Source organism: Hyunsoonleella flava, from assembly GCF_004310325.1.
GTDB classification, from domain to species: Bacteria; Bacteroidota; Bacteroidia; order Flavobacteriales; family Flavobacteriaceae; genus Jejuia; species Jejuia flava.
In genome coordinates this window covers 1-313 of record NZ_SIRT01000045.1, presented here as the reverse complement: position 1 = coordinate 313, position 313 = coordinate 1, and the positions used below count along the sequence as shown (strand labels likewise).

The window sequence follows — 313 nt, the reverse complement described above, 5'->3', positions numbered from 1 at the left end:
CTTAAATGTTGGTAGAGGGGATGGAGATTCATGGTTTGATGGTGGCGCAGCAGCTGATATTGATCCTTCAGCGAACGAATGAGTGCATATAGCATTTACCATTTCTCAATCGGAAGCGGTAGTATATATTGATGGGCAAGTGGTAAGACAAGGCGCCTTTAGTGGTGTAGATTGGACAGGTTGTGATATTTTATCCATAATGTCCGGAGAGCCAAGGTTTTCAGGATGGAACCATAGATCAGATTTGAGTTTCATGGATGAACTAAGATTATTCAATAAAGCATTAACCCAAAGTGAAGTTACCAATTTAAAG

1 protein-coding gene is annotated in these 313 nt (G+C 40.3%); it reads left to right on the top strand.

Annotated elements, in window-relative coordinates; all coding sequences use genetic code 11:
* Window positions 1-82: 82 nt before the first annotated feature.
* Window positions 83-313, top strand: a 231-nt coding sequence (locus tag EYD45_RS16580; RefSeq protein WP_233702697.1) for a LamG domain-containing protein, incomplete at its 3' end; no start/stop codon positions are given.